General features: G+C 38.9%; 19 protein-coding genes and 5 pseudogenes. 10 read left to right on the top strand and 14 right to left on the bottom strand.

Translation table 11 applies throughout. The features are described from left to right. Positions 1-131: 131 nt before the first annotated feature. Positions 132-1,070, top strand: a pseudogene (locus tag D9K81_RS16465) (IS5 family transposase). Positions 1,071-1,129: 59 nt separating this feature from the next. Here the strand turns inward: D9K81_RS16465 and D9K81_RS16460 are convergent. From D9K81_RS16460 to D9K81_RS16440, 5 genes are all read right to left on the bottom strand, one after another. Beyond that, positions 1,130-1,975: an IclR family transcriptional regulator gene (locus tag D9K81_RS16460; RefSeq protein WP_121523753.1), complete on the bottom strand. Its 846-nt coding sequence runs from the start codon at positions 1,973-1,975 to the stop codon at positions 1,130-1,132. Between the two features lie 133 nt (positions 1,976-2,108). Further along, entirely contained in the window at positions 2,109-3,326 is a 1,218-nt protein-coding gene (locus tag D9K81_RS16455) for a CaiB/BaiF CoA transferase family protein (protein ID WP_121523751.1), read from the bottom strand. Between the two features lie 13 nt (positions 3,327-3,339). Beyond that, on the bottom strand, positions 3,340-4,542 hold the full coding sequence (locus tag D9K81_RS16450) for a 3-oxoadipyl-CoA thiolase (protein ID WP_121523749.1): 1,203 nt from the start codon (positions 4,540-4,542) through the stop codon (positions 3,340-3,342). A 20-nt stretch (positions 4,543-4,562) separates the two neighbouring features. Then, positions 4,563-6,080 (bottom strand): 3-hydroxyacyl-CoA dehydrogenase, encoded by a 1,518-nt coding sequence (locus tag D9K81_RS16445; RefSeq protein WP_121523747.1) that lies wholly within the window; start codon positions 6,078-6,080, stop codon positions 4,563-4,565. A 3-nt stretch (positions 6,081-6,083) separates the two neighbouring features. After that, entirely contained in the window at positions 6,084-6,863 is a 780-nt protein-coding gene (locus tag D9K81_RS16440; protein WP_121523745.1) for an enoyl-CoA hydratase, read from the bottom strand. Positions 6,864-7,166: 303 nt separating this feature from the next. On the opposite strand from D9K81_RS16440, the gene D9K81_RS16435 reads away from it, so the two are divergent. Continuing rightward, positions 7,167-8,321 carry an acyl-CoA dehydrogenase family protein gene (locus tag D9K81_RS16435; protein WP_121523743.1) on the top strand — a complete coding sequence of 385 codons (1,155 nt, stop codon included), beginning with the start codon at positions 7,167-7,169 and terminating at the stop codon, positions 8,319-8,321. Between the two features lie 61 nt (positions 8,322-8,382). Further along, positions 8,383-8,508, top strand: a pseudogene (locus D9K81_RS16430) (MFS transporter); the annotation flags it as partial. A 5-nt stretch (positions 8,509-8,513) separates the two neighbouring features. Here D9K81_RS16430 and D9K81_RS16425 read toward each other — a convergent pair. Further along, positions 8,514-9,392 carry an IS982-like element ISAba4 family transposase gene (locus tag D9K81_RS16425; protein WP_121523741.1) on the bottom strand — a complete coding sequence of 293 codons (879 nt, stop codon included), beginning with the start codon at positions 9,390-9,392 and terminating at the stop codon, positions 8,514-8,516. Between the two features lie 82 nt (positions 9,393-9,474). Between D9K81_RS16425 and D9K81_RS16420 the strand changes: the two are divergent. The 3 genes and pseudogenes from D9K81_RS16420 to D9K81_RS16410 all read left to right on the top strand — a co-directional run. Further along, a pseudogene (locus D9K81_RS16420) lies at positions 9,475-10,605 on the top strand (MFS transporter); the annotation flags it as partial. Positions 10,606-10,729: 124 nt separating this feature from the next. After that, positions 10,730-12,442 carry an electron transfer flavoprotein-ubiquinone oxidoreductase gene (locus D9K81_RS16415; RefSeq protein ID WP_121523737.1) on the top strand — a complete coding sequence of 571 codons (1,713 nt, stop codon included), beginning with the start codon at positions 10,730-10,732 and terminating at the stop codon, positions 12,440-12,442. A 495-nt stretch (positions 12,443-12,937) separates the two neighbouring features. Continuing rightward, positions 12,938-13,176, top strand: a pseudogene (locus D9K81_RS16410) (transposase); the annotation flags it as partial. A 104-nt stretch (positions 13,177-13,280) separates the two neighbouring features. On the opposite strand, the pseudogene D9K81_RS18700 reads toward D9K81_RS16410, so the two are convergent. From D9K81_RS18700 to D9K81_RS16380, 7 genes and pseudogenes are all read right to left on the bottom strand, one after another. After that, positions 13,281-13,385, bottom strand: a pseudogene (locus tag D9K81_RS18700) (ATP-binding protein); the annotation flags it as partial. 119 nt (positions 13,386-13,504) lie between these two features. Then, positions 13,505-14,728, bottom strand: a complete 1,224-nt coding sequence (locus D9K81_RS16405; RefSeq protein WP_121523735.1) for an OprD family outer membrane porin — start codon at positions 14,726-14,728, stop codon at positions 13,505-13,507. Positions 14,729-14,797: 69 nt separating this feature from the next. Then, a complete protein-coding gene (locus tag D9K81_RS16400; RefSeq protein ID WP_121523733.1) occupies positions 14,798-15,445 on the bottom strand; it encodes a 3-oxoacid CoA-transferase subunit B in 648 nt (215 codons plus the stop codon). 18 nt (positions 15,446-15,463) lie between these two features. Further along, positions 15,464-16,120 carry a 3-oxoacid CoA-transferase subunit A gene (locus D9K81_RS16395; RefSeq protein ID WP_121523731.1) on the bottom strand — a complete coding sequence of 219 codons (657 nt, stop codon included), beginning with the start codon at positions 16,118-16,120 and terminating at the stop codon, positions 15,464-15,466. 1 nt (position 16,121) lies between these two features. Beyond that, on the bottom strand, positions 16,122-17,474 hold the full coding sequence (locus D9K81_RS16390; RefSeq protein WP_121523729.1) for an MFS transporter: 1,353 nt from the start codon (positions 17,472-17,474) through the stop codon (positions 16,122-16,124). A gap of 51 nt (positions 17,475-17,525) precedes the next feature. Beyond that, entirely contained in the window at positions 17,526-19,007 is a 1,482-nt protein-coding gene (locus D9K81_RS16385; protein ID WP_121523727.1) for a bifunctional 3-(3-hydroxy-phenyl)propionate/3-hydroxycinnamic acid hydroxylase, read from the bottom strand. 54 nt (positions 19,008-19,061) lie between these two features. Further along, positions 19,062-19,913: a fumarylacetoacetate hydrolase family protein gene (locus D9K81_RS16380; RefSeq protein WP_121523725.1), complete on the bottom strand. Its 852-nt coding sequence runs from the start codon at positions 19,911-19,913 to the stop codon at positions 19,062-19,064. Between the two features lie 113 nt (positions 19,914-20,026). Between D9K81_RS16380 and D9K81_RS16375 the strand changes: the two genes are divergently transcribed. The 4 genes from D9K81_RS16375 to pcaF are packed head-to-tail and all read left to right on the top strand — an operon-like array spanning position 20,027 to position 23,224. Further along, positions 20,027-20,572, top strand: a complete 546-nt coding sequence (locus D9K81_RS16375) for a VOC family protein (protein ID WP_121523723.1) — start codon at positions 20,027-20,029, stop codon at positions 20,570-20,572. 13 nt (positions 20,573-20,585) lie between these two features. Further along, positions 20,586-21,338 carry an IclR family transcriptional regulator gene (locus D9K81_RS16370; RefSeq protein WP_121523721.1) on the top strand — a complete coding sequence of 251 codons (753 nt, stop codon included), beginning with the start codon at positions 20,586-20,588 and terminating at the stop codon, positions 21,336-21,338. Positions 21,339-21,353: 15 nt separating this feature from the next. Beyond that, on the top strand, positions 21,354-21,968 hold the full coding sequence (locus D9K81_RS16365) for a glutathione S-transferase family protein (RefSeq protein WP_121523719.1): 615 nt from the start codon (positions 21,354-21,356) through the stop codon (positions 21,966-21,968). Between the two features lie 47 nt (positions 21,969-22,015). After that, a complete protein-coding gene (gene pcaF, locus D9K81_RS16360; RefSeq protein WP_121523717.1) occupies positions 22,016-23,224 on the top strand; it encodes a 3-oxoadipyl-CoA thiolase in 1,209 nt (402 codons plus the stop codon). A 307-nt stretch (positions 23,225-23,531) separates the two neighbouring features. On the opposite strand, the gene D9K81_RS16355 is transcribed toward pcaF, so the two are convergent. Then, on the bottom strand, positions 23,532-25,347 hold a 1,816-nt coding region (locus D9K81_RS16355), incomplete at its 5' end, for an AAA domain-containing protein (RefSeq protein ID WP_121523715.1).

Below are 25,347 nucleotides of genomic sequence, written 5' to 3'. Positions count from 1 at the left end.
GGTGCAATAGCTGTGATTGCAGCCCAAGTAGAAGGATAATCTTTTTCAGATTCAATCAATAATTGAACCGCTCTTTCTCTGATTTCAGGGGTATATTTTGGTTTTGTCATTGGAACATTCTCTCAAGAAAGTTGGTCTCCGACAAACCCGGTACGGTTCATTGGCCCGCATATAACAGAGCTCTCATTAATCGTGGGAATATTGCTATTTGGTTCGATCCAAAGACCCTGTGGTATGCAAAATCACAAGGCAAACATGGTCGGAATCAAACTTACTTCGATAAGGCTATTCAATGTTGCTTGATGATCAAATCTTTATTTAAATTATATTTGCGAATGGTCACAGGCTTTGTCCAAAGTCTGATTAAGCTTTGTGGATTAGATTGGATAGCGCCAGATTACTCCACACTGTGCAGAAGACAAAGGCATAACGATATTGCAATTTGCTATCAAAAAAGTAGTGGTGGTCTCCATCTACTCTTAGACTCTACTGGCCTAAAGTTTTTAGGTGAAGGTGAATGGAAGCATAAAAAACATGGACCTGAATAGCGTCGCCAATGGCGTAAGCTTCATATTGGTATCAATGCTGAAACCCTTCAAATACGTGCCGTTCAGCTTACGACAAATAATGTCAGTGATTCACAGTTACTGGAAGATTTACTTGTTTAAATCCCTTTAGATGAACAAATCGATTCTGCCTATACAGATGGTGCTTATGACACAAAACGATGCCGTCAGGTCATTGCAGATCGGCAAGCGTATGCAGTGATTCCACCTAGAAAAAATGCAAAGCCCTGGAAAGATATAAAAGCTCATTCACGAGAGCGAAATGAACTCCTGCGAACGGTTAATCTTGCGAAGCAATGCTTCTCAGGCAGGACACTCTGGAAAAAATGGTCAGGCTATCATCGGCGAAGTCTGGTTGAAACCAAGATGCATTGTATTAAATTACTAGGCGATAAACTCTGCTCAAGAAATTTTGATAGTCAAGTGAATGAGATTCATGCACGCATAGCTGTCTTAAATACATTCACAGAATTAGGTCGCCCTCATACCCAAGTTGTCACTTAAATATGAGTAGGTATGGGAGATTTTAATTTTGAATATTTGTGCAATAAAGCCCTATGAAATTAACCTACTTCATTACGAATGTTATTCACCATGTGTAATAACCTTGGCGCAATTTCATCCTCCAATTTTTCACGGCCTAAAATAAAACTTGGCCCACCACAGTTAAAGACCAATAAGCCATGCTGTTCATGAAAATATGGCACAGCAACAGAATTTACATCTTTATGCCACTCACCAACCGAAAAGCAATAGCCAAAATCTTGATAATCTTTAAAGGATTGATCTAAATCACGCTTAATTTTAATCCACTCGTCTTTATGCTTTGAGCGAATGGCATCTAGCAAAAATTCACGTTCATCTTCAGGCATAGCTGCTAAACAAGCACGGCCAACCGAACTGAGGTGAATGGGTAAATAGGTTCCCACTTGACGGCGCATTGTGACATTGCCTTTACCCTGCACTACATCTAGATAAATCATATTCAAGCGGTCACGGGTCGCCATGGCAACAGCAGCCTCTGCATAGTCAGCCAGTTCTTTCATATAATGATGTGCAATCGAACGGATCGACACATTCGAAAGCATTGAATAGCCAAAGGACAAAACCCCAACAGAGAGCTGATATTTGCTTGAATTTGGAACCTGTTTTAAATAACCTAAACGTGACAATGTATGCGTTAATCGTGTAATGGTTGGTTTTGGAAGGCCAGTCATCTGCGACAGTTCCAGATTACCCAAATGCTGATGCTTAGGTGTAAAACAGCGTAATAATTCTAATCCGCGCGCAAGCGCAGTAATGTATTGACGATCATTTTCCTCTTGCATGTCTTCAATTGGATGCAAAAGTTCGTGGCGCAAAGGAGCCAACAATTTTTCTTCTTGCTGCAAATCTGTACCGTCTGTCATTCAAAAATCTCTAAATATTCAATAAGCGTACCGCATTGCGAAATTATAATATAGTTAATACCTATATAGCAAAACAGCAACTTTGATAAAAAGTTGCTGTTTTTTCTAAACTTTAAATAATAAAAAAATAGCTCTAAGCGATAATTCCTTTTTCTTTTAAGTCTTTTAGCTGCTCAGCACTCACCACACGCGATAAAATCTCATCCGTATGTTCACCAAGCATTGGTGGCGCTTTTTTATACTCAACCGGCGTTCGTGACAACTTAATCGGTGAACCTATCACTTGTAATTTGTCCTTTAATGGATGCTCCATTTCAATCAACATATTACGTGCTTGAACTTGCGGTTCTTGGAATGCTTGCTCAAGGTTATTAATCAAACCTACTGGAACTTGCACGGCATGAATCGCCTCTACCCAGTGTTTTGCAGTACCACTTAAAAAATGCGCTGCTAGCAAATCACCAATTTCTTGACGATGTTTAATACGTAAGGCATTTGTTGTAAAGCGTGGATCTTCAGGCAATTCAGGCAAACCAATCGCTTGACTTAAAGCAACAAACTGCTTGTCATTACCACATGCAATAATAAAGTCTTGATCTTTAGCTCTAAACACCTGATAAGGAACAATATTCGCATGTGCATTACCATAACGTCCCGGCACTTTGCCTGAAGCTAAGTAATTCATGCCTTGGTTAGCAAGTAAAGCTACTTGCACGTCCAGCAATGCCATATCTACATGCTGCCCTAAACCTGTAATATGACGATTAAGCAATGCTGCCTGAATCGCAATTGTTGAATATAAACCAGTGGTTAAATCAGCAAATGCAACGCCTACTTTTTGCGGGCCACCGCCAGGTAGGTCATCTTTCTCACCAGTCACAGACATTAAACCGCCCATACCCTGCACGATAAAATCATAACCTGGTTCAGGTGCACGTGGACCTGTTTGTCCAAAGCCAGTAATTGAGCAATAAACTAAACGCGGATTAATCTCTTTTAAAGTTTCGTAATCTAAACCGTATTTTTTCAAAGAACCAGCTTTATAATTCTCAATTAATACATCTGATTCTGCCGCTAAAGCACGGACTAATTCCTGACCTTCAGGTGAGGCAATATCAATGGCAATTGACATTTTATTACGGTTAGCAGACTGGTAGTAAGCAGCTTCACGTGTATCTTCGCCTTTGTCATTTTTCATCCAAGGCGGACCCCACATGCGGGTGTCATCACCCGTTTTTGGACGTTCCACTTTTATTACTTCTGCGCCTAAATCTGCAAAGATTTGACCACACCACGGACCTGCTAGTACGCGACTTAAATCAAGTACGCGAATACCCTCTAATGCACCCATGTGTTTTTCCTACTTATACGCTTTCAATAACCATTGCGAGACCTTGTCCCACACCAATACATAAACTGATCACGGCATACTTTTGACCACGACGTTTTAATTCACGTGCTGTACTCAAGGCCAAACGCGCACCCGATGCACCCAATGGATGACCGACAGCAATTGCACCGCCATTTGGATTGACGCGAGAATCATCCAAAGATACATTTAAACCTTTTAAGCAAGCTAAAACTTGAGATGCAAAAGCTTCATTAATCTCAATAATGTCCATATCATCTAAAGTTAAATGGGCACGTTTTAATGCAAGTTTAATTGCATCTACTGGGCCAGCACCCATAATACGCGGTTCAATACCAGCTGCGCCTGACGATAAAATTTTAGCAATCGGCTTAAAGCCTAAGGTCTGTTCTGCTTCTGCTGAACCAATAATCAGTGCGGCTGCACCATCATTAACACCAGATGCATTGCCCGCAGTCACCACACCATCTGCAAACAATGGTTTCAGTTTTTGCAACGCTTCCATATTAGACGAAGGACGTGGATGCTCATCAACTGCTACTAATTTAGGCGGTAATTTGCGACCTTGAGCAACTTCAACTGGGCTAATTTCGCCTTCGAAGAAACCATCGTTACGCGCAGATTCATATTTTGCTTGTGAAGCTGCCGCAAATGTATCTGCATCTTCACGGCTAACACCATATTCAACTGCAACGTTATCACCCGTTTTTGGCATGGTGTCATCACCAAATTGCTTTTCTATTGCAGGGTTTGGAAAACGTGCACCAATGGCTGAGTCAAACACTTTAAAATCACGGCCAAAAGCTTTTTCAGACTTTGCAAATACAAATGGCGCGCGGGACATAGACTCCACACCGCCAGCAATGATAATTTCACCCTCACCGCAGCTGATCGCACGCGCAGCATCAATCACAGCTGCTAAACCAGAAGCACATAAACGGTTTACCGTCTGAGCTGGCGTTTTTACATCTAAACCTGCTAGCAAAGCCGCATGACGTGCAATATTTCGACTATCTTCACCCGCCTGATTGGTATTACCCAAAATCACATCATCGTAAATATTATTCGCTAAATTATGTTTTTCAATTAATGCCTGAATAACTCCAGCAGCCAAGTTATCAGGACGAATTGTTGCTAAGTCACCTGCATGACGACCAAATGGTGTACGTAATCCATCATAAATAAATGCATTTAACATGAAAGTATCCTTATATTCGTTTAAACCGCTGCAGTGTGAAGTAATGAGATATTTAATTGAGCACGACGCTTCAACCAAGGACTTGGACGATAACGCTGATCGCCTGTATTGGCTAAAATACGCTCTAAAATAAGTAAAATACGCTGTGCACCTAGCACATCTCCCCAAGAGATCGGTCCATGCGGATAGCCCAAACCAAGTTTGACGGCCTTATCAATATCCGATGCTGTTGCAATTTGCTGCTGTGCAATATCGCACGCCAAGTTCACAACCATAGCTAAAACACGTTGCGACACAAAACCTATACTTTCAGCAATTACAGTTACGCCATGATCATTTTTAGCAAAGATTGCATGCGCCTGATCTACATACGATTTTTGTGTAACAATCGAAGGCATTAAAGTACGGTGCTTAGTAAAGTCCGTTAGTAAATCAATACTGACAGCCCGTGTTGCGTCCACGCCAAAGCGCAATGCTGCTGTGGTCGTATCCTCACCGTATGTTGCTAAAACAATTAAGCTGTCGACTGCAGGCTTTTCTGCAGCATCAATAATGAAACCATTTTCGTTTAAGTAGTCACGTAAAATCGCCGCATCTTGTTCACAATCCGCTTTAATCCAGACTGGGCTGAATACCGTAATTGCAGGAACAGTTTGAATTGGCTCTTCATTGGTTTTTTGGCCATCTTGATATTTATAGAAGCCCTCTCCAACTTTACGGCCAACCTTTTTACCTGCCAGCATTTGACGTGTTAATGCATGCGGACGGTATCTGTCTTCTTGGTAAAATTGATTAAAAATCGACTCCATGACTGGATGAGATACATCAAGTGCGGTTAAATCAAAAAGTTCTAACGGTCCCATTCTAAAACCAGCGCCTTCACGTAAAATACGGTCAATTTCCGAAATACTGGCAACGCCCTCGCCTAATGCTTTTAACGCTTCAGTTCCATAGGCACGGCCAGCATGATTGACAATAAATCCAGGCGTATCTTTCGTACGGACACCAAAGTGCCCCATACGCTGTGCCAGTTCCAGCAAATCAGCGACGACTGTTTCTTCAGTCGCTAAGCCTGCAATCACTTCCACAATTTTCATTAATGGAACAGGGTTAAAAAAATGAAATCCTGCCATACGGTCTTGATGCTCAAGGTTTGATGCAATTGCGGTTACCGAAAGTGATGATGTATTTGTCGCTAAAATTGTGTCGCTCGATACAATCGTTTCTAGCTGTTTAAACAAATTTTGCTTAATCTCTAGATTCTCGATGATGGCCTCAATTACCATGTCCACGCCAGCAACTTGATCAATACTGTCTAGAACTTTAAAGCGAGCTAAAGTTTCATTTAAAGCCTCTTCGCTAAACTTACCCTTCGCTTGTAGTTTTTGTAATGTACTTTTCAGTTTATTTAAACCTGCTTCGGCAGCACCTGCTTTGGCATCAAACAAACGCACCTCGAGTCCTGCTTGCGCTGCAATTTGCGCAATGCCCATGCCCATCACACCTGTGCCTATGAGCGCCATAGATTGAATGCTCATGTCTTATTCTCCAGTGTATTGCGCAGGACGCTTTTCAAAGAAAGCATTTACGCCTTCTTTTTGGTCTTTGGTATCAAATAAAATTTGGAATGCTTTACGCTCAAGCGCCAACGCGCCTTGCAGCGATTGATCCTGCCCAAGGTTCGTGACTTCTTTAATTTGCTGCACAGCAATTGGTGAAAAACTTGCGATGGTTTTTGCTAATGCAATTGCATGTGAAATTGTTTGCTCATCCTCCACAACCTCTGATACTAAGCCCATACGATTAGCTTCTTCTGCGGAAATAAACTTGCCTGAAAGCACCAGCAACATGGTTTGAAATTTGCCAATAGCACGCAGTAAACGCTGTGTACCGCCAGCGCCAGGCATTAAGCCTAATTTGACTTCTGGCTGACCAAATTTTGCCGATTGACCTGCAATAATGATGTCTGCATGCATGGCCAACTCACAGCCACCGCCCAATGCATAGCCATTTACAGCAGCAATAATCGGTTTAGGGCAATCTACCAAGCTTTGCCAATATTGCTCTGTATGACGTAAGTACATCTGCGCAGTCGTTGCAGTTGTAAAATCTTTGATATCTGCACCTGCAGCAAAAACCTTGTCACCACCAGTAATGACAATCGCGCGCACAGCATCATTTTGACTTAAATCTTGAAAAGTCTCTGACAGCGCTTGGCGCAATTCTAGGTTTAAAGCATTACGCGCTTCTGGACGATGCAATTGAACAACGGCAACGCCATCTTCCTGAAGGCTAATATTCAATATTGGGGTGCTTTCCATAATTATCTCATTTCGCACAGCGGTATTTAATACACAATATACATCTTTTAATGGCTTTGTAAATTCTAAATTTGACGAATTAATTTTTTTATAGTGCCATGTAATTTTTAAATAACATTCTAAAACAGATATTTAAAATAAAAACCACACAAAATATAAAATACCGCTGTGCGAAATATACTTTCGTATATATTGATTCGAGTTTTGCTTTTGATTAATATCCGCCTAAATCGTTTTGTGTAGATCTTGATCACCGTGTTGATTTGCGGTTCAAGTTAAATATCCTAAATATGGAGTGAGATCATGGTTCGTGATCAGGAAACCTTAAACCAATTGGTTGATATGATTCGACAATTTGTTGAAGGCGCATTAATACCAAATGAAGAAATTGTTGCCGAAACTGACGAAATTCCAGCAGAAATCGTCCAGCAAATGAAAGAGCTAGGCTTATTTGGTTTAACTATTCCTGAAGAATATGAAGGCCTTGGCTTAACCATGGAAGAAGAGGTTTACATCGCTTTTGAATTGGGCCGTACCTCTCCTGCTTTCCGCTCATTAATTGGTACAAATAATGGTATTGGTGCATCAGGCCTCATCATTGATGGTACTGAAGAACAAAAGCAATATTTCCTGCCAAAACTAGCAAGTGGCGAAATTATTGGTTCTTTCTGCTTAACAGAACCTGACTCTGGTTCGGATGCAGCTTCACTTAAAACAACAGCGGTTAAAGATGGCGATGAGTACATTTTAAACGGTACTAAACGTTTTATTACCAATGCTCCACATGCTGGCGTATTTACAGTGATGGCGCGTACCAATACAGAGCTTAAAGGTGCTGCAGCAATTTCTGCATTTATTGTGGACAGCAAATTACCTGGCATTTCATTGGGCAAGCGTGATAAAAAAATGGGCCAAAAAGGGGCGCATACTTGTGACGTAATCTTTGAAAACTGCCGTATTCCAGCCTCAGCTCTTATTGGCGGTGTAGAGGGTGTTGGATTTAAAACAGCGATGAAGGTTTTAGATAAAGGCCGTATTCATATTGCTGCCTTAAGCGTTGGCGCTGCAACACGCATGCTGGATGACTCACTTCAATATGCCGTTGAACGCAAACAATTTGGTCAAGCCATTGCAAATTTCCAGCTAATTCAGGGCATGCTTGCAGACTCAAAAGCTGAAATTTATGCTGCAAAATGCATGGTTCTAGATGCAGCTCGTCGCCGTGATGCGGGTCAAAATGTAAGTACGGAAGCCTCTTGCGCAAAAATGTTTGCAACTGAAATGTGTGGTCGTGTGGCTGACCGCGGCGTGCAAATTCATGGCGGTGCTGGCTATATCAATGAATATGCAATTGAACGCTTCTACCGTGACGTCCGTTTATTCCGCTTGTACGAAGGTACAACTCAAATTCAACAAGTGATTATTGCGCGTAACATGATACGTGAAGTTACCCAGTAACCGTTTTGGCTGGGTCAACATCTCCTTGCGGCCCAGCTTTTTTTTATGAAGGTAAAGGATTATGACGATCAAGAATTCGATCTCAAAAATCGGTCCTAACACATGGAAAGTTGCTTTTATATTCGCATTCCTTGCGTTATTGGTTGATGGTGCTGATTTAATGCTGCTGTCTTACAGCTTAAATAACCCCAGTTACGGATAAGCCAAAGATTTAATCACATGAATTTTAGGCTTATTCTTTTGGCAAAGTTGATACGCACATAGTGAAGAAAATACGCCTGCTAAAAAACCAGCAATCGAACGATGTTTACTCGTAACTAAGTGATATTTTTCTTTCAATAATCCTATCAATGTTTCAATTCTTTTACGTTGTCGTAGATGAAATTCATCAGAAAATGGCAATAAGGTCACTCTCATATTTTTTCTTGGATAAGTAATTAAATCAATGCCTTGCTCTTTAAGTGTTTCTTTCAATGGTTGGCTAATGTAGCCTCTATCACCATAGACCGTTGCTGATAAGCCATTCACTAAATCCTCAACTTTTTTAAGATCAGCAATATGTCCGTTTGATAAATCTGAATTTACAATTTCACCCTCTTGATTCATCAGCAAGTGTAATTTGCAACCATAAAACCAGCCCATCGTACTTTTACCACGAGAAGCAATCTCATCTAAAGCATGATGACCTTTAGGGATTCTTTTATTTTTACAAACAGGTAAAGGTGTTGAATCAATCCATAAATATGAACTTTCATCTTTTTGGCTCAACGCATAAAGCAAAGCATGAATAGCAAGTTGGTGCTGATTGATGAGGGGAATCAGGTTTTTATAACAAGGCAAGTCTTTAAAGAGTTTGCCTTCAAACTGACAAAGCAAGTTAAAAAACATCTTAAAATTATGTACTTGAGATGTTTTATAGTAGATGGAGATAGCCACAATTTCTGATAAAGATAGCGTTGCTTGTCTGATACGTTGACGTTTGTTTTCTTGCTTGAGAAATTGCCAATAGATGGGTTCAAATTTTTTGAAAAAATCATCAACAATACAAAAAATTTCTGTAAAATCGTACATGGTAGTTAGAGCCTTTGGGTTGTGTCGTAACTTTCTAAATGGCTCTAACTACCTTTTTTTCAAGGGCTTTTCTTATCCGTAATTCGGGTTAAATAGTATCAAAGCTGAATTTGGCTTAACTCCTGTAGAGGCAGGTATGTTGGGTACATTCACCCTTGCTGGTATGGCAATTGGTGGTATTTTTGGTGGATGGGCATGCGATAAATTTGGACGTGTGCGCATTGTTGTTATCTCAATTTTATTATTTTCTACACTGACTTGTGGCTTAGGTTTTACAAACTCATTCTTAGAGTTTGGTGCATTACGTTTCTTTGCATCATTAGGGTTAGGCTCTTTATATATCGCATGTAACACGTTAATGGCGGAATACGTTCCAACCAAGTTCCGTACAACCGTTTTAGGCACACTTCAAGCAGGTTGGACAGTCGGTTATATTGTTGCAACATTACTAGCTGGTTGGCTCATTCCAGACCACGGTTGGCGAATGCTGTTCTATGTTGCTGCTTTGCCTATTATTTTGGCAATCATGATGCATTACATGGTTCCTGAACCAGCTGTATGGCAAGAAAACCGCTTTAAGAAAGTTGAAGTATCCAATACTAACGAACAATCGACATGGAAACTAATTTTCCAAGACAAACGTAACCGCAATATGTTCATCCTTTGGGCATTAACAGCAGGTTTCTTGCAATTCGGTTACTATGGTGTAAATAACTGGATGCCATCATATCTTGAAAGTGAATTAGGTATGAAATTCAAGGAAATGACGGCATATATGGTGGGTACATATACCGCAATGATCTTGGGTAAAATTCTTGCAGGCTATATGGCAGACAAACTTGGACGTCGTTTTACCTATGCATTTGGTGCAATTGGTACAGCGATTTTCCTACCACTCATCGTCTTTTATAACTCACCAGAAAACATCTTATATTTACTTGTAATTTTCGGCTTCTTATATGGTATTCCATATGGCGTAAATGCAACATATATGACTGAAAGCTTTGCAACCAATGTACGTGGTACAGCGATCGGTGGTGCATATAATGTAGGTCGTTTAGGTGCTGCAATTGCACCTGCTGCAATCGGTTATTTAGCAAGTGGTGGTTCGATTGGTCTTGGTTTCCTTGTAATGGGCGCAGCATACTTCATCTGTGGTGTGATCCCTGCGCTGTTCATCAAAGAAAAACAATATGACCCTCAAAAATCTTAAAACTTAAGTGACTAAAAAAAGCCTCTATATGAGGCTTTTTTTATGAACACTTTGCCATGATCGCGCTTCCAAAAAGTGTACACCAACGATATAATACCGCTAAGCGAAATTTGGTTTCACGATTATGGAAGATTTAATTAGAGAATCGATGGAGTTTGACGTAGTCGTTGTTGGTGCAGGTCCTGCGGGGCTTTCTGCTGCGATTAAAATCCGTCAACTTGCAATTGAAAATAACCTGAACGATTTGTCCGTTTGTGTCGTGGAAAAGGGCTCCGAAGTAGGTGCACATATTCTGTCTGGCGCTGTGCTTGAACCACGTGCAATCAATGAATTGTTCCCAGACTGGAAAGAACAAGGCGCGCCTTTAAATGTGCCTGTTACTGAAGACAAAACCTATTTCTTATTGTCTGATGAAAAGTCTCAGGAAATGCCACATTGGATGGTGCCAAAAACCATGCACAATGACGGCAACTATGTCATTTCATTGGGCAACGTGGTTCGCTGGTTATGTACGAAAGCAGAAGAACTTGAAGTATCAATCTTCCCAGGCTTTGCTGCTTCTGAAATTCTGTATCATGAAGATGGTACGGTAAAAGGCATCCAAACTGGCGACATGGGCATTGGTAAAGATGGCGAACCGACGCACAACTTTACCCCAGGCTATGAACTTCACGCAAAATACACGTTATTTGCTGAAGGTTGCCGTGGTCATCTAGGCAAACGCCTCATTTCTAAATTTGATTTAGATAAAGATGCTGATCCGCAGCACTACGGTATTGGTATTAAAGAGCTTTGGGAAATCGACCCTGCAAAACATAAAGCAGGTACGGTCATGCACGGTGCTGGCTGGCCTTTAACTGAAACAGGTTCTTCAGGTGGCTGGTGGTTATACCACGCTGAAAACAACCAAGTGACGCTGGGTATGATCGTTGACTTGTCATACACCAATCCACACATGTATCCATTTATGGAAATGCAGCGTTGGAAAACACATCCACTGATCAAGCAATTCCTTGAAGGTGGTAAGCGTATTTCTTATGGCGCGCGTGCTGTTGTAAAAGGCGGTTTCAACTCACTGCCTAAATTCACATTCCCAGGCGGTTCTTTAATTGGTGATGATGCAGGTTTCTTGAACTTTGCAAAAATCAAAGGCTCTCATACTGCCATGAAATCAGGCATGCTGTGCGGTGAAGCTGTTTTTGAAGCAATTGCTGCCGGTGTAGAAAAAGGCGGTGACCTTGCTATTGCTCGTGTGACTGAAGGTGAAGATTTCTTCGCGAAAGAATTAACTTCGTACACTGAGAAATTCAACAACAGCTGGTTAAAAGAAGAGCTTTATAATGCTCGTAACTTTGGCCCTGCAATGCATAAGTTTGGTACATTCGGTGGTGGTGCATTCAACTTTATCGATCAAAACATCTTTAAAGTGCCATTTACGCTGCATGACTTACAGCCTGACTACAGCGCACTGAAATCTGTTGAAGTGAACAATGTGAAGCCAAACTATCCAAAACCGGATGGCAAGATCACATTCGACCGTTTATCTTCAGTTTTCGTGTCAAACACAGTTCATGAAGAAAACCAGCCTGCTCACTTGAAGCTGACTGATGCTTCTATGCCTGTAAACGTAAACTTGCCTAAATGGGATGAGCCTGCTCAGCGCTATTGCCCTGCTGGTGTATATGAAATCATGAAAAATGATGACGGTGATAAGCGTTTACAAATCAACGCGGCGAACTGTGTTCACTGTAAGACGTGTGACATCAAAGATCCATCTCAGAATATCACCTGGGTAACGCCTGAAGGCGGTGGTGGTCCGAATTATCCAAACATGTAATGTTCAGATAATTTTGCGAAGCAATGCATCACATACCCAAATACATTATTTGGTGTATGTTTGCGTTAGAACGAATACCCGCACATGCCGAAGTTATTAATTAACTCTGCATTTTTAATTTTTTAGGTAATCTCAGTGCCTTAGGGTGCTGAGATTGGAAATCTAACTACAAGATGGAATGTTATAAAAAATAATTATTTTTTATTTATTGGCTAATATATAAACTTAGGCTAATTTTTTGAGATGGCGTCAATTGAACTAAGCTATTGATTTATTAAACATAAAGCCAATAGCATTTTTCCTGTACCCATTTTATACCCAAATTAGATTTAGTGCATTGAATCAAAAAATTTATTTTGTTCAAATCCTTAACAGGATTTGAAATGGTATACTAATTTTAGCACATATACATTTAATACGGTCTTGTTGCACAAACCTATTCTTGAAGGCTTATTCAGCAATATAATTTCCAAATGAAGAAGCTAGGCATCTAAAATCTACCGTACAACCAATTGGTCCACTTATAACCGAGCATTAATAAATCGAGGAAATATCGCGATTTGGTTTGATCCTACGACTCAATGGTATGCTCAAGCACAAGGCAAACACGGACGCAATCAAACTTATGCCGATGCCGCGATTCAGTGCTGTTTAATGATCAAATCGCTATTTCGACTCTCTTTACTCATGGTTACAGGCTTTGTTCAAAGCTTAATAAACTTTGCGGATTAGATTGTGCGAAATCAATAGTTACTTGGACACTCATTCTTGTTTAACTTGGACACTTTGGTCTACTTATAAGCAAACCAAAGTGTTGTTTAACTTGGACAGGAGATCATCACGATTCTAAAACTTTTTTACCACGTCTTTTCCTCATAGACTGACCTTTTAAATTAAACACGTGAGCACGATGAACTATGCGATCTAATAAAGCTTCACCAACAGTCTGATCCTTATTGGTAAGCTAAAATCGAATTTGCTTATCTTATTGTGCCATCCCTTCCCAATAAAAATTAGGAGAAGAGATGACATAGCTATAAAAATCGTATTTTAGGAGTAGATTTAGAAATTATATTGATAAGATAAAGCAACACGATTTTCAATATAATCTTTAGCTGTTGAATTTTTATAATCTGCTAACAACCAAGAGAAATTCAGACCTTTTAACTTTGGATATTGAAACTCATAATTGAGAAGCAAATCTAATTCTTTTTCCTTACCATTGCTGGTCTGTGCAGTTTCAATATTACCTCCATCGTAATAGCGTAGAATCGATTTTAGTCCTATCAAAGGAGTATCCTTAAAATCATAATCATAACGTATTTGCCATGAACGCTCATTTTTCTGCATATAAGTACCTACAGACCAATTTGCTGAATAAACTTGTGGAACCCAATTTGCTAAAAGAGGGAAGCCTTGATCACCCGCTACCTGCTTAAACCCTAAACCAAACGTATGATTACCGAATTGAAGCATATTAATAGTGGCGTAAACCTGATTATCTATATGCCCTTCCAAAGAGTCGCCTGAATCATAAGAGTCAAAAATATAAAAATTAGACTTTAAATTCATTTGAGGATTAAATTGATGGCGAAATTCATAACTTAAAAAATGTTGGTCATATATATCTTCTAATTTTGCATAAAAATAACGTACTTGCTGTTGATTAAAATCATAATCAACTCCTGCAAAATTAAAACCGTCTGAAGAAGCTTTGTTTTTGCCATTTACTAATTGAAATTTAGAATAATCTTCCGAATTACGTCCACTTACTTTAGTCAAGCGGCCTAAAGTTATTTTAGTTTGATCTATTTCCTTGGATTCGAGAATACCCCCTAAAAATGTTGTAGGTAACTGCATAGCAACATCAGTATGAATAATAGGCAGCCGTGGAATGACTTCACCAATTTTTAATTCTGTTTTACTGTATTTAAATTTAGCTGTTGCTCCCAGTTTGAGCTGATCTTGGGCTTGTTCTTGTTTAGCTTCATCGTAGGGCATTACATTATCCACGATATTTTTAGCTGAACTTAAACGATAGGCATAACGTGCAGATAAATCCAAACCAACCTGTATAGGAGAGTCCGTATATCCTGACTTAATTTCTAATGTTGCTGCCTGTGACCAGTTATTCAAATCTTTTGTCTGCTGATCTTCAAAATTACGGTCAAAATAAAAATTCTTTAAATTTAAACTTGCTGTACCATCATTAATTAAATCTGCGTGGCAAACAGAATTTAAGACAAAAGGGGTCAATACCCCTAAAAGGAGTTGATTAAATTTCATGTAATTTCTTCCTGAAAATGAAATAAAGGAATTTGGCTGATAAGGTTCCACCTTAAGCAGCCTTTTGTTTTAGGTCATATCAATTAAAGGTGCATCAGTAAGAGACTGTAGTTCAGAAAAACTGACGCCTTCTACTATTTCAATGACTTTTAATCCATCTGATTCGACATTAATCACACATAAATCAGTATAGATTCGATCAACACAGGATTTTCCTGTTAAAGGATAAGTCAACTTACTCACAATTTTTGGCTCGCCAGTTTTAGTCGTATGCTCTGTGGTTACAAAAACTTTCTTTGCACCTACAGCTAGGTCCATTGCTCCACCAACTGCAGGAACAGCATCTGGTGCTCCTGTATGCCAATTAGCCAGGTCACCATTTGCAGCTATCTGAAATGCCCCCAGTACAGCAATGTCTAAGTGTCCACCACGCATCATGGCAAATGAATCCCCATGATGAAAATATGCTCCACCTATCAACATCGTAACGTATTCTTTACCTGCATTAATTAAATCAGGATCTTCTTTGCCTGCCTCTGGTGGAGGCCCAAAAGCTAATAGCCCATTTTCAGAATGTAGGAAAATTTCTTTATCGCTAGGGATAAATTTTGCAATACGTGTAGGTACGCCAATCCCTAAATTGACATAAGCCCCATCGGGAATATCCTGTACTACACGCGCAGCAATCTGATCTCGAGATAGTTTTTTATAAGTCATTGATATTATTCCTATACGTTAAATTTGAACTACATGATTCACAAAAATACCTGGTGTAATAATGTGTTCGGGATCTAACTCACCTAACTCAACGACTTCTGCGACTTGTGCAATCGTAGTTGTAGCAGCCATAGCCATGATTGGACCAAAATTGCGTGCAGCTTTGTTATAAACCAAGTTACCCCATCGATCTCCTTTATGAGCTTTAATCAATGCGAAATCAGCTTTAATTGGATACTCTAAAACATAATCTTTACCATCTATATGTCGAGTTTCTTTACCTTCCGCCAGTAATGTACCGAACCCTGTCGGTGTAAATACTGCTCCTAAACCCATTCCCGCAGCTTGAATACGACATGCTAAATTACCTTGGGGTACAAGTTCTAACTCAACTTTACCGGCACGATAAAGCTCATCAAACACATATGAGTCAGCCTGACGAGGAAAAGAACAAACCATCTTTCTGACACACCCTGCTTTTAATAATTTGGCTAACCCATAATCTCCATTACCTGCGTTATTGCAAACAATGGTCAGATCTTTTGCCCCTGTTTCAATTAAAATATCAATAAGTTCAGCAGGTTGTCCTGCGGTTCCAAAACCTCCGATTAAAATGGTTGCGCTATTTGGGATATTTTGTAATAGCTCATAAGCAGAATGATGAACTTTATTCATATTAGGCTTGTCCTTTTAAAACAGTTTTTTGAGGCATTTTTCTAATGGTAAAGGTCAACATGACAATGGCTCCAACTAGCATTAATGCGCTGCCATATAACATGCCTACAGCAAAGGATTGTGTGAGGTCTTTTAAATAACCGATCAAGAATGAACTGACGATAGTTGCTGAGTTACCACAAGCATTAATAAAGGCAATTCCCATCGCTTTATGAGTATGGGATAAGCTTTCATCAGCGAATGCCCAAAAGATTCCCATGGTACTAAAACCTGCCATACACGCTAAACATAGGCCTACAATTTGCAGGATTGGCGCATTTAAATAGGCAGCCATAATCCAACCAATGAACCCAAGCATCATCGGGAAAAAAGTATGCCAGTAGCGTTCTTGGGTTTTATCTGAGTGATAACACAGCAAGAATAAAACAATGATGGTAACAAGATGAGGAATGGCAACCACAATACCATGCGTAACTGAACTTAAGTTTGGTAATGCGGCTGAGACAATTTGTGGCACCCAAATATTAACCATGCCACAGGTCGTCACAATACAGAAATACACCAGCGCACAGCGTAATACTGAATTATTAAGGAAAGCCCATGTTGAGTCTTTTTGCACAGGAGCTAATTGTTCACTATGAAGTCTTTCTTCCTCTAAGGCACCATTTAAGACCATTTTGTCTTCAGTAGTAAGCCAAGTAGCATCGTTTGGTTTGTTGGGTAATTTTGCATACACTATTAAGCCTAAGATGACACAAGGCAAGCCTTCAACAATAAAGACCCATTGCCATCCTGCAAATCCATGCCAATTATGCAGGTTCAAAATATAGCCCGTGATTACTGCGCCAAACATAGCAGTAAATGGCATTGCTAACATGAATATGGCATTAGCCCGGGAACGATGGCTAGATGGAAACCACTGTGTAAGATATAACAGCATGCCAGGCATAAAACCTGCTTCAGCAATCCCTACAATGGCCCGAATGGCATAGAGTGATTTTTCATCAGTAGCAAAAGCAGTGCAGCTTGATGCGATACCCCATACAATGATAATGGAACCAATCCAAATTTTTGTGCCAAACTTTTTAAGCATGGCATTGCTAGGCATACCAAAACAAATATAAAACACATAAAAGATGGTATTAGCCAAGCCAAAGCTGAGTGCAGTCAAACCTAAATCAGCACTAAGCTCTTTACCTACAAAGCCAATATTAATACGGTCTAGAAATGAGAAAATGAATAGAATCAACAAAAAGTACAGTAACTTACGTCTGACTTTTGTCATGGTATGATCGAGTTTTATTTTTTTCTCAGACGGATTGAGTTTCTGATAATCACTGTGCAGTGTATCCATAGTTTCTTCCTTTAAACTCTAAATAAATTAGGCGAATCACTCGCCTAATATTTATTGTGTGACTACGTCATAAATATGACTTTCTCTTAATAATTGTTCGATACTTTGAGTTTCTGAAGCTTGTCCAAAAACATAGCGATCGGGACGTACCAGTACGGCATGGGCATTCAATTCTTGGAGCCATTTTTTAATCTCTACAGAATTGGCATAGATGATATTTAGATATTCAGTATCTGTAAGATCAAGTTCTTCAATTTCATCTTTGAATTCTGGCAAAACAAATAAGCTAAATTGATAGCCGATGAGATCATCAGTTAAGGTATTCCCTTCTTTAAACTGTGGAGCAATTTGACCATTTGCAGCATATTGGTTTTGATAAAATCCTTGTCCCAATTTTGGTACTGGAGTAATGAAGTTTTTCAATTCAGAAACTTTTTGCTGATATTCCTGATCTTCGCAATAGTTTTGAATAATTTTTCCAAAACTTACTGCACCTTCAATAAACTCTTTAACATGTGCGATACGCTCATCATGGTAACTTTTTAATAATTCTGTCGATTGATGACGAATCATTTCATGAATTTTCCAGGCTAAATTCGACGCATCACGAATACCGGCAGCCATGCCCTGCCCCATAAAAGGAGGAGTTTGATGAGCAGCATCCCCTGCAATAATTAAACGGTTTTTAAACCATTGCTTAGCGAGTAATGCATGAAATGTATAAACTGCAGCACGCTCAATAATTGCATTTTCAGGTTGGATATAATCACCTAACAAAGACCAGATAGTGTCAGGTTGGGTTAGATGCTGTGCATTATCTTCAGACAGAACCATAATTTCCCAGCGCAAACGTTGTCCTGTGCCCTTGATATAGCTCATTGGCCGTTTTGGATTACAGAATTGGATACTATAATCACCTAAATCATTTTTATTATTTTTTGCAATAAAATCGACTACTAACCAACGACTATGGAGATTTAGGTCTTCAAAAGTTGTACCGATAAGACGACGCACTAAAGATCGCGCTCCGTCACAACCCACTACAAATTTTGCTGTGGTATTTAATAAAGTGCCATTTGCTAGATTTTCGAAGTAAATAGCACATTGATCGGCTTCTTCATCAATCTTATAAACTTCATGTCTAAGCTTTAAGGTCAATAGTGGATGTTGCTCGATTTTTTTGCGTAAAACTTTTTCTAAATCTGGTTGATGAACACGATAAGCTGAACTCCATTGATTTAGGCCTTTTGTAATTGGTCTTTCCCATGTAATCAAAAGATTGTCATCAGCATCAAAAAACTTCATGCCTGGGCCTGGTTCTAATTCTTGTTCAAGCTGTTCTGCTACATCTATAGTCTGAAAAACACGCATACATTCAGCATCAAAGCGAATAGCTCGTGGAAGTTGAAGAATTTCAGCTTCACGCTCGATCACTAAAACTTCCAGACCTAATTTAATAAGAAGATTCGCAAGCGTAACGCCAGTTGGACCATAGCCGACGATGGCTACATCATAATGTTGTTTTAAATCCATGACTTATTCCCTTAAAAATAGGGCTTTTTAAATCACTAAAAAGCCCAGAATATCTTAACCGTCATTCTTTACAACGTTGCTTAAGATGCCGATTTTGTCGACTTCGATTTCAACTACATCACCTTCATTTAGAAGCACTGGTGGTGTACGTTTCAGGCCAATACCGCCTGGCGTACCACTTACAATTACGTCACCCGCACTAAGTGGAGTAAACGTAGAGATATAATTGATTAAAGATGGAATATCATGGATAAGCTGGGTGGTTTGTGCACGCTGCAATTCTTGCCCATTTACACGAGTAACCAAGGTCATAGTTTTATTGGCAGGAATTTCATCTGTAGTAACCAACCATGGACCAAAACCACCTGTTTTAAAGAAGTTCTTACCCGGGCCCCATTGAGCTGTATGTAACTGCCAATCACGTACTGAACCATCGTTATAGCAAGAATAGCCTGCGATATGATCCCATGCATCCTCTTTAGCAATACGGCGACCACCTTTACCAATAACAACAGCAATTTCGCCTTCATAGTCAAATTTTTCAGTTTCAACAGGTTTCAACAAAGGCTGTTTATGACCTACTTGTGATGGTGCAAGCCTAAAGAAAATTACTGGTTTTTCAGTTACTTGTTTTTGGGTTTCTTGTACGTGATCCGCATAATTCAGACCAATACAGAAAATTTGTCCTGGGTTAGGAATCACAGGCTCAAATTCAATTTCAGCTAATGTGTAGTCAGCAGTAGCATCAGCTTTCGCTTTAACAATACTTAAAAAATCATCTTCAGCAAGCAAGCTTTTTAAATCTTCATATTTACCGTCAAGATGTTTTTTTAGATCGATTACCGACTCATCTTTGACTAAACCAAAGCTTTGCTGACCATTAACACTAAAACTTACTAATTTCATTGAAATCATCCTTGGAAGAGTGAAAATTATTATCAATAAATAATAATAATTGACACAATACTGGCAAACAATATATCTTGTGTCAACATTTTTATCAATTATTGAGAAAGATCATGAAAGGATTTAAATTTAGTCACATTGGGATTTATGTCAAAGACGTTGAAAAAATGGAGAATTTTTATACGGAAACTCTAGGATTCTTTGTAACAGACCGTGGTCTTTTAAATACACCACGAGGTGAAGTGAAACTAGTTTTCTTAAGCCGTGATCCGAAAACTCATCATCAGATTGTGTTGGCAAGTGGCCGCCCTGATGAAAATATTTTCAATCCAATTAATCAAATTTCATTAGAAGCAGATTCTTTGGAAGCTCTACAGGATACATATAGAAAATTTATTGAATTAAACATTCCAAACTTAGATGCAATTACCCATGGGAATGCAATTTCATTTTATGCTCCTGATCCTGAAGGCAACCGTTTGGAATTATTTGTTGATACTCCTTGGTATGTATCTCAGCCTATGAAAGTGCCTGTAGATTTGTTGCAAGATCCAAAGCAATTAATGAAGATCGTTGAAGATCATGCAAAAAGGCTGCCTGGCTTTTGCCAAAGATCTGAATGGGAAGGTAGAATGCGACAATTAATGTCTATTCAGTAAATTGAGTTTTGTAATGTCTACATCCGATAACATGCTAAATATCTTGACACTTTTTACAATCCAAGAACCTGTATTGGATGCAGACACTATCTGTGAGAAATTGAATTTTTCTAAACCGACTGGTTATCGCTATATTAAAGATCTCGTGGCACATGGCTTATTACAACGTTTACACGGGGGACAATATACGTTTGGTCCACGTATTTCGGTTATGGATTATATTTCTCAACAATCTAACCCTATTATCCGTTTTAGTGTTCCTCTAATGCTCGATATTGTTGAGCAGACTGAATTTAGTTGTTGCTTAACTCAATTTTATGAAGATTATTGTATTGATATTCATCATGAAAGCCATAGAGATTCTAATCTTTTAGCATATGGTCGAGGTAGACCTCGACCAATTTATGCTGGAGCAGCACCTAAAATTATTTTAGCTTCTACTGCTCCTAAAATTCAGAAATCAATCTATCAAAAGTTTTCAAATGAGTTTCAGGCCTCAGGCTTTGCAGATAATGAACAAGAGTTTCTTGAGAAATTAAATCAAGTGAAAAAACAGGGCTACTATGCTTCTAAAGGCGAATTAGAATCACATTTAGGAGCTATAGCAGTTCCAATTATCTATTCTAATAAAGCATATCCAATTGCTCTAAGCGTAGTAGGTTCTGTTAAACGATTTAATTTAATAAATAGTGAAACTATTGTGAATATATTGAGTAAAGCAGCAAAAACTATTGAAGAGGAAGTTAAGAAAGCGGAACAAAAATAATGAAGAGAGATCATAATGATTCGTCTATTTGGTAGACAGGATTCAACTAATGTCCGAAAAATACTTTGGTGTCTACATGAGTTGGATCTAAATTTTGAACATATTCCTGCTGGTGGATCATTTGGAATAACGAACACACCACAATATCTTGCCCTTAATCCAAATGGCCTAGTGCCATGTTTAATCGACCAAGATGTTGTATTGTGGGAATCCAATACAATTTTACGTTATTTAAATGAAAAACATGGCCAGAATTCTCTGTATATTCAAGAGAGAAATTATCGATATGATGCCGAAAAATGGCTTGATTGGTGCTTAAGTACAATCACCCCAATATTCAGAGTATTAATACTCAATACGGTTAAACTTCCTACTGAACAAAGAAGCCCTTTACTTCTTTCTCAGGCATTAAACGATCTCAAAAACAAGCTAATCATTTTAGAACAGCATTTAGCTCAATACGCTTATGTCAGTGGCTCTCAATTTTCGATAGCTGATATAGCCCTCGCTAGCTATTTCATCAGTTTAAAGAAGCTTCCCATAGATCCTTCTATTTTCAAATCATTTATTCATATTGAAAAATGGTTTGATCTTCTGTCCGTACGTAGAGCATTTCAAAAAATTGCATAAAACATTTTTAATGTCACAAGTATTAAAGAATTATAGGAAATAATGTAATGGAACAAGCATATATTATTGATGCGATTAGAACCCCTTTTGGCCGTTACGCAGGTATATTATCCACAATCAGAGCCGATGATTTAGGTGCATTACCGATAAAGGCTCTTATAGAACGTAACCCAACAATCAATTGGAAACTTGTTGATGACGTAATTTATGGATGTGCGAATCAGGCAGGAGAAGATAACCGGAATGTAGGTCGCATGTCTGCATTATTAGCAGGGTTACCTTACGAAGTCCCTGCTACAACCATCAATCGTCTATGTGGATCTTCCTTAGATGCTATAGCAATGGCTGCACGTAGTATTAAATCAAACGAAGCTCATTTAGTAATTGCAGGTGGTGTAGAAAGTATGAGCCGTGCCCCATATGTGATGGGAAAAGCTGATACCGCTTTCGGACGTAGTCAAAAAATTGAAGATACAACAATGGGATGGCGTTTTATTAATCCCAAAATTAAAGCATTATGTGGCATCGATACTATGCCTGAAACTGCTGAAAACGTGGCAAAACAATTTGGCATCAGCCGTACTGATCAAGATAAATTTGCTTATCAAAGCCAAATACGAACAGCAAATGCTCAGAAAATAGGTTTTTTTGATAAAGAAATTGTTCCTGTACATATACCACAGAAAAAAAGTGATGATGTTGTCGTAAAAATAGATGAACATCCACGTGCATCTACAACTTTAGATGGCCTTGCTAAATTAAAACCTGTGGTGAATGCTGAAGGCACCGTAACAGCTGGCAATGCCTCAGGCATCAATGATGGAGCAGCTGCAGTACTCATTGCTTCAGGACAAGCAGTTCAACAATATCAATTAAAACCACGTGCTAAGATTATTGGGGCCACAGTTGTAGGATTAGAACCAAGAATTATGGGGTTTGGCCCATCCCCTGCAATTAAAAAATTACTGGTTCAAACAGGATTAACTCTAGATCAAATGGACGTAATTGAACTGAATGAAGCTTTTGCTGCACAAGCCTTAGCAGTTACACGCGATCTAGGATTAATTGATGATGATTCTCGTATAAATCCTAATGGAGGAGCCATTGCTATTGGACATCCTCTAGGTGCATCAGGGGCACGTTTGGTGCTTACAGCACTTAATCAATTAGAGCATACAAATGGTCGATACGGTTTATGTTCTATGTGTATTGGAATAGGACAAGGTATCGCAATGATTATTGAGAGAATCCCATGATTAAATCCCATTAAGGTCTATGATCTGTAGATGAAATTTATTTTCATAAAGAATAAATCAGATAATACTTAATATAAGAGGAAGTCTTGCTAATAAAACCCTAAATCAAAAGATTTAGGGTTTTAAGAATCTTGATGGAGGAGGTGGTGGGAGTTGAAATCATTGCTAACATCTTCTTTAGTAAGATAAAAAGAAAATGTTGCACCCATTTTCACCCAAATTAATTTGAACAACTAAAGATTACTACTGTAATCTTTAGTTAGGTAAGTGTCCGCTAGCGAATCCATTTAAATACAAGCTAGTACAATTAAAGAATTAACAAATCTTTCTCGATGTCACTTTCCGCACTCATTTCAGATTCGGCATCTACCCACACTTTGTGTTCTACATCTTGAGTTAAGCTACTCATTCCATGTGTAGGTTTTATACCCATTGCATCAAGTTTTTCCTTTAATGACATAATCATATTTTCACGTTCAATGGACCAACTCGATGCAAAGCATCTCCAGAATGTCCATCCTGCGCGTTCTAAAGCACGTTGACGAGTCATGTCATCATGCCATTGTTCCGGCCCATGATAGCTATCACCATCACATTCAACAGCCAAACGCTGATCACCATCTGACTCAACGACTAAATCGATTCGATAGCTTCCAACTTTAACCTGTGGAGTAACTGTGTAACCCATTTCATGAAGTGTCGTAAATACAGATTTTTCAAACTCCGATTCACACAAGTCTAATTTTGCTTCAAATGATGCTTTTTGATCTTCTTGCAAATCATAAAAATGATTGAGTAAATTCAGCCTTAGATCTTTTGGAGATATATGATCACGATTCACGGAGTGGACAAGATACATCCTTTCACGAGCACGGCTTGCAGCCACGTTAAATCTCTGTTCATGATCAGATCGACTCAAAGCATGACAATTCTCAGGATCTGCTACCATAGATAAGAAAATAATATCTCTTTCTGCACCCTGAAATGCTGAAGCATCTCCACAAGCAAATTGAACCTGAGTAAGAGTTCCTGCGCCAAACTCATTCAAAGCTTCTGATTGAATGAACTCAGCCTGTGCTGGACCTAGCAACGAGATCACGCCAATTGATCTATTCGTATATCGTTCATCTTTAAAAAGTAGCTTCATTTCCTCAATAATTGCTTTCGCTTCTATTCGATTAATATGTTTGCTGTTTTTAGATTCTCTATATCCCTGCGATGTATAAATTGCGACTAAAGCTGGGCTTAACTGCTCAGACTTCTTCGATAGTCGCATTGGCTTAATACGATTACCATAAAAGTTTTTATTGCTGTAACTAATGATCGCAGGATGACAGCGGAAATGCTCTAGAAGCATCACACTTGACTCATAGATAGAAGAAGCCATGTCGTATAAAGACATATCTGGGGTTAAATATGCAGCATGTGGCTGACCATGTAGATAACGATTTCTTAATACATCAATTTGAGCGCTTGCTAGACCGACATTACTCGGAGAAACTTGTTTATTATCCCCCACTACTAATAATTTTTTAGCACGCATTAAAACAGGTAATACATCAATTGATGATTGTGATGCCTCATCCACAATCACTAAGTCAAAAAGGCCTAATTCAGCAGGCATAGATTCAGATACCTGAAGATGTGACATGACCCAGCAAGGAATAGCTGCTGTTGCCTCTTTAAGGGCTACTTGAGCATCTTTTCTATAACGTGGAGCATTCTTACCTGTCCCTTTTCCATAGTGTTGTACAGCAATTTTATAACGCTGTAATGCAACTAAAATTTTGTCTGAGGCATTTTCCTTTAATGCCAACCATGTCTTGTTTGCTGCCAATTGAGCGTAATTTTGAGATAGATTCTTCTCGTGTATACGACGGCGCTCATACAAATTTTCAATTTGACTTGTATTACTGATGGCCATTACAAAAATCTCAAGACGTTTCCATTCCCAAGCCTCTAGCAATGTATTACGTAATACAGGATCTTCAATTTCTTCAGCGTACGGAACTTCCAGAATATGTTTACTAAGAATCAAAGCATTTGTTTTACTCAATCTAATACTGGCGGATTTAACTCTTTCAAAATCTTCAGTTAGATCTTTTAAATGTGATAATTTTTTT

This window comes from Acinetobacter chengduensis (assembly GCF_003664645.1).
In the GTDB taxonomy this organism is placed as follows: domain Bacteria; phylum Pseudomonadota; class Gammaproteobacteria; order Pseudomonadales; family Moraxellaceae; genus Acinetobacter; species Acinetobacter chengduensis.
This window is presented reverse-complemented; position numbering and strand designations above follow the sequence as displayed.

Coding starts and splice junctions, on each gene's coding strand:
- D9K81_RS16460 (WP_121523753.1), bottom strand. CDS start 1,975: ATGACAGACGGTACAGATTTGCAGCAAGAAGAAAAATTGTTGGCTCCT.
- D9K81_RS16455 (WP_121523751.1), bottom strand. CDS start 3,326: ATGGGTGCATTAGAGGGTATTCGCGTACTTGATTTAAGTCGCGTACTA.
- D9K81_RS16450 (WP_121523749.1), bottom strand. CDS start 4,542: ATGTTAAATGCATTTATTTATGATGGATTACGTACACCATTTGGTCGT.
- D9K81_RS16445 (WP_121523747.1), bottom strand. CDS start 6,080: ATGAGCATTCAATCTATGGCGCTCATAGGCACAGGTGTGATGGGCATG.
- D9K81_RS16440 (WP_121523745.1), bottom strand. CDS start 6,863: ATGGAAAGCACCCCAATATTGAATATTAGCCTTCAGGAAGATGGCGTT.
- D9K81_RS16435 (WP_121523743.1), top strand. CDS start 7,167: ATGGTTCGTGATCAGGAAACCTTAAACCAATTGGTTGATATGATTCGA.
- D9K81_RS16425 (WP_121523741.1), bottom strand. CDS start 9,392: ATGTACGATTTTACAGAAATTTTTTGTATTGTTGATGATTTTTTCAAA.
- D9K81_RS16415 (WP_121523737.1), top strand. CDS start 10,730: ATGGAAGATTTAATTAGAGAATCGATGGAGTTTGACGTAGTCGTTGTT.
- D9K81_RS16405 (WP_121523735.1), bottom strand. CDS start 14,728: ATGAAATTTAATCAACTCCTTTTAGGGGTATTGACCCCTTTTGTCTTA.
- D9K81_RS16400 (WP_121523733.1), bottom strand. CDS start 15,445: ATGACTTATAAAAAACTATCTCGAGATCAGATTGCTGCGCGTGTAGTA.
- D9K81_RS16395 (WP_121523731.1), bottom strand. CDS start 16,120: ATGAATAAAGTTCATCATTCTGCTTATGAGCTATTACAAAATATCCCA.
- D9K81_RS16390 (WP_121523729.1), bottom strand. CDS start 17,474: ATGGATACACTGCACAGTGATTATCAGAAACTCAATCCGTCTGAGAAA.
- D9K81_RS16385 (WP_121523727.1), bottom strand. CDS start 19,007: ATGGATTTAAAACAACATTATGATGTAGCCATCGTCGGCTATGGTCCA.
- D9K81_RS16380 (WP_121523725.1), bottom strand. CDS start 19,913: ATGAAATTAGTAAGTTTTAGTGTTAATGGTCAGCAAAGCTTTGGTTTA.
- D9K81_RS16375 (WP_121523723.1), top strand. CDS start 20,027: ATGAAAGGATTTAAATTTAGTCACATTGGGATTTATGTCAAAGACGTT.
- D9K81_RS16370 (WP_121523721.1), top strand. CDS start 20,586: ATGTCTACATCCGATAACATGCTAAATATCTTGACACTTTTTACAATC.
- D9K81_RS16365 (WP_121523719.1), top strand. CDS start 21,354: ATGATTCGTCTATTTGGTAGACAGGATTCAACTAATGTCCGAAAAATA.
- pcaF (WP_121523717.1), top strand. CDS start 22,016: ATGGAACAAGCATATATTATTGATGCGATTAGAACCCCTTTTGGCCGT.